The following is a 2,742-nucleotide window of genomic DNA, read 5'->3' on the forward strand; positions in this document are numbered from 1 at the left end:
CGGACGGCAGAAGAACTCATCGACGTTCTCGAGGATAAATCCTCGTCCTTATTCAGTTAACCAACAAGGTGATGGGTTCATTCCGCTCTGTTGGTTAATTTGTCTGCGCCCGCGGAGGGGCGGAGGCGCATTCAGATCTCCGTCGAATGATGACTGAACCCCATCTCACAACAGTCCTTGAGGAAGCCGAGCACGTTGCCGAGCAGCACGATCAGGTCGCTCGAACGGTGGATAACCAAGCCCACGAGTACCTCCGATACGCCGTCCTCCGGATTCTCGAAGGCGAGACGGACCACCTCCCGGCGGACTGGACGCCGATCGACGGCGTGACCGTCGGCGACGGCAGCGACGAGGCGATGTTCGATAGCTGGGACTCCAGCAAAGACTGGTGGGAGACTGTCCCGCTGCAAGAAGCCTGTACCCGGTTCCGGGTGTTCTTCCCGGACGACTACCAGACCGTTCCCCGTGACATCGTCGACGTGATGGCCGCGCTCGGTGTCTGGCGAGTGTGGACCGGGAGCGCAGCCGCGTGCGGCTCCTACGACCATCGCGAGCGCCGCGAGGTCAACTGCTGCCACCCTTCCGAACCCGCTCGTTCCGCCGGTGAGAAGGATCGTGCGGTTGGAGAGGTCGTCGGTCACGACCTGTTTCGACGCCGACGGTCGAAAAGCGCGAGTAGCACGTACACAGCACCGATCACGCGGACACTGTCGGTGAGGTGCTCGTTCCACTCCACCACCTCCGGGTCTTCGTACACGATCGGTCCCGCGATTTGCTCGTACAGACTCGGGATGAAAAGCAAGACGGCACCAAAAATTCCGGTGACATTCATCAACCACGCGTATAGGCGGCCGTCACGGAGCGCGGCAAGCGTGATAACTATTCCTTCCAGCCGAATCAGGAGACCAAACCACGAATGGACGGTATTTTCGTCAGAGTTCTCGACCGCGATCGCCTCAAATACGTCCACGATCCGGTCCGGAACGAGCGCCGTGAGAACGCCGATCGCGCCGAGGAACTGCCGTAACATACCTGTTCATTCGGCCTGGGAGTAGGTTAAATTCGGTATCGGAGGAGTTGACTCATCACGGCTCTGAACGTCTCAACAAGCAACAATCGTCATCGTCTTGTCGGGAGTTTAATACAGCCATCTGGCAAAGTGCCTCGTATGTCCGAGTCAGCTACTATCGACCCTGAGACTGCGACTGGTTAACCCTCGACAAGGATGAAGAGATTGTTTGGTCTGGGAAACCACACGAGAGTAGCTTGATCCCAGCGCTTGTCGTCGGAATTCCTCTTTCTCTAATCCTCATTGGGTTATTCATCATCGCCGGAACCTACCTCCAGCGCGAGAATACGCAGTACGTTGTGACGACCGATGGGCTGTACAAGAAGACAGGAATCCTTTCACGGGACGTCCAGCGCATCGACTTCGGAAAAGTACAGAACACCTCCTACAGCCAGGGATTCTTTGGCTCTCGATTCGGCTACGGAAACGTTGATATCTCGACCGCTGGCGGCTCCGGTATCGAGATGCAGTTCCGGTCAGTGCCCGACCCGCGCGAGATTCAAGAGCTCATCAACAAACGTGTGAAGGGCAGCCGTGGTGAACCGACGACGGAATCGGGTGAAACCAAGCGTAACGTACTTGACGAGATCCTCGTCGAACTCAGAGCAATCCGGTCAACTCTCGACGAACAGGAGACGACAGGAACTACATCGACCACGACATCTACCACCGGCACTGCAACGGACGAACAATCGCCTGGTGTAGTCAACACCGATCATACTGAGTCAGTGAGTAGTAACCAGAGAGCTGAGAACTCTCCTACCGACCACGAGTCGGATGATGAACGATAGCCAGCCATGACAGAGTCGATCGACCCGGCTATCCCGCTCGACACCACCGAATCGGTCGAATGGTCCGGCCGCCCGCGAATCACTACTATCCTTCCGGCAGTTGTGATCGGCGTTCTCCTCCTCGTCGCCGGGATCGTGGTCAGTGTTACTAGGGGAACCCCGCTCTTCCTCACAGTTGTGCCACTCGGAGTGGCGATCCCGCTCTGGAAGTATTTCGCCCTCCAAGGCGTACAGTACGTGATTACGGACGAAGCACTTTACGTGAAACGCGGCGTGTTGACCCGGTCTGTCACACAGGCAAACCTCGAAACCGTCCAGAACAGTTCCTTTGGACAAGATGTCACGGGGTCGATCTTCGGGTACGGCTCAGTGACGTTCGAAATCGCTGGTGGGGAAGATCTCTCGTTCCGGGCGATCGAAGACCCTCGTACAATCCGGGGACTCGTCGATCGGGCAGCATCGAATGACGACGGTCTCGGTGGCGACGCTCGACGGGAATCCAGTATCCCTGGAGATCTGACGCAGTGGCAGCAAATTCGTGATGAGATCCGGGCGATTCGCAGCTCTCTCGAAGAATAGTTGTTCGGGAACAGCCAGAGGGGAGGCGGTATACCTACTCTGCAAATCGGTTAGTACAGGTGAAGCACAGATCGCTTAATTCAGTAAGAATGTTATCTATCCGATGAGAAGTCCATGATCCCGTGGCGGAAGACAATAAATAGAGTCAGTACGAGTGTTGAGATGATAAACACTTGCCCACCGGTATCCCGTCATTATTTATACAATTCACAATCATATTGAATATGGCCCTCCCGGAAGCTCCACGGTTCCGCTGTGAGCAACTGATACTGCTCGTGTCGGCGACGTCGTTCCACATTTTCA

General features: G+C 56.1%; 3 protein-coding genes and 1 pseudogene. 3 read left to right on the plus strand and 1 reads right to left on the minus strand.

Features of this window, described 5'->3' with window-relative positions:
• Positions 1-149: 149 nt before the first annotated feature.
• Positions 150-581 (plus strand): annotated as a pseudogene (locus GJ633_RS18015) (hypothetical protein); the annotation flags it as partial.
• Between the two features lie 56 nt (positions 582-637).
• On the opposite strand, the gene GJ633_RS15580 reads toward GJ633_RS18015, so the two are convergent.
• The gene (locus GJ633_RS15580; protein ID WP_156589514.1) at positions 638-1,030 is read right to left on the minus strand and encodes a hypothetical protein; all 393 of its coding nucleotides are present in this window, start codon (positions 1,028-1,030) and stop codon (positions 638-640) included.
• Positions 1,031-1,266: 236 nt separating this feature from the next.
• Here GJ633_RS15580 and GJ633_RS15585 point away from each other — a divergent pair, with 236 nt between their 5' ends.
• Both GJ633_RS15585 and GJ633_RS15590 read left to right on the plus strand, forming a co-directional pair.
• Positions 1,267-1,860 (plus strand): PH domain-containing protein, encoded by a 594-nt coding sequence (locus tag GJ633_RS15585; RefSeq protein ID WP_156589515.1) that lies wholly within the window; start codon positions 1,267-1,269, stop codon positions 1,858-1,860.
• A gap of 6 nt (positions 1,861-1,866) precedes the next feature.
• Positions 1,867-2,439, plus strand: coding sequence for a PH domain-containing protein (locus tag GJ633_RS15590; RefSeq protein WP_156589516.1), 573 nt, complete (start codon positions 1,867-1,869; stop codon positions 2,437-2,439).
• Positions 2,440-2,742 lie beyond the last annotated feature (303 nt).

This window comes from Halorubrum sp. CBA1125 (assembly GCF_009742825.1).
GTDB lineage: Archaea > Halobacteriota > Halobacteria > Halobacteriales > Haloferacaceae > Halorubrum.

Excerpts from the sequence above, each read along its gene's own strand:
- GJ633_RS15590 (WP_156589516.1), top strand. The coding sequence starts at position 1,867 with ATGACAGAGTCGATCGACCCGGCTATCCCGCTCGACACCACCGAATCG.
- GJ633_RS15580 (WP_156589514.1), bottom strand. The coding sequence starts at position 1,030 with ATGTTACGGCAGTTCCTCGGCGCGATCGGCGTTCTCACGGCGCTCGTT.